The following is a 529-nucleotide window of genomic DNA, read 5'->3' on the forward strand; positions in this document are numbered from 1 at the left end:
CGCCTCTAAAGATGAGTTCGCTGCGCGAGTGCTTAAGTCTCAGAAAGAGTATCTGGAAAAAGCACGTGCCTGGACCAATATGTCTGATAAGGCCTATTTAGATAGCACAGCCCCCTAAGATAAGGTCTGCACGTTAATACTATGCAAGTAATTCTAGCCCTGGATACTCTGTTTAAAAGCATTGCGCGTTTATGCGGAGTACTCTCGGCTAGCGCCATGCTCTTACTACTCATCAACGTTTTCTACGATGTGGTCATGCGCTATGGCTTTAATGATGTATCGATCGGTATGCAGGAACTGGAGTGGCATCTCTTCTCTTGCGTGTTTCTACTAGGTATTCCCTATGCGATTCAAGAAAATGCCCATGTCCGCGTGGATATTTTCTATGATCACTGGCAAGACCAGACCAAGGCCTGGATTAACCTCTTAGGTACGCTCATTCTTATCCTTCCCTTCATTATACTTGTGACTCACTTTAGCCTTGGTTTTGCTTATGAGTCTTATCAAATGGGTGAAGGCAGTGGTGACC

General features: G+C 45.2%; 1 protein-coding gene. It reads left to right on the forward strand.

Features of this window, described 5'->3' with window-relative positions; translation table 11 throughout:
• Positions 1 to 141: 141 nt before the first annotated feature.
• Positions 142 to 529 (forward strand): TRAP transporter small permease subunit (locus A3756_RS06355; protein ID WP_068553109.1); only part of this gene is annotated, 388 nt, incomplete at its 3' end.

It is taken from the genome of Oleiphilus sp. HI0086 (genome assembly GCF_001635225.1).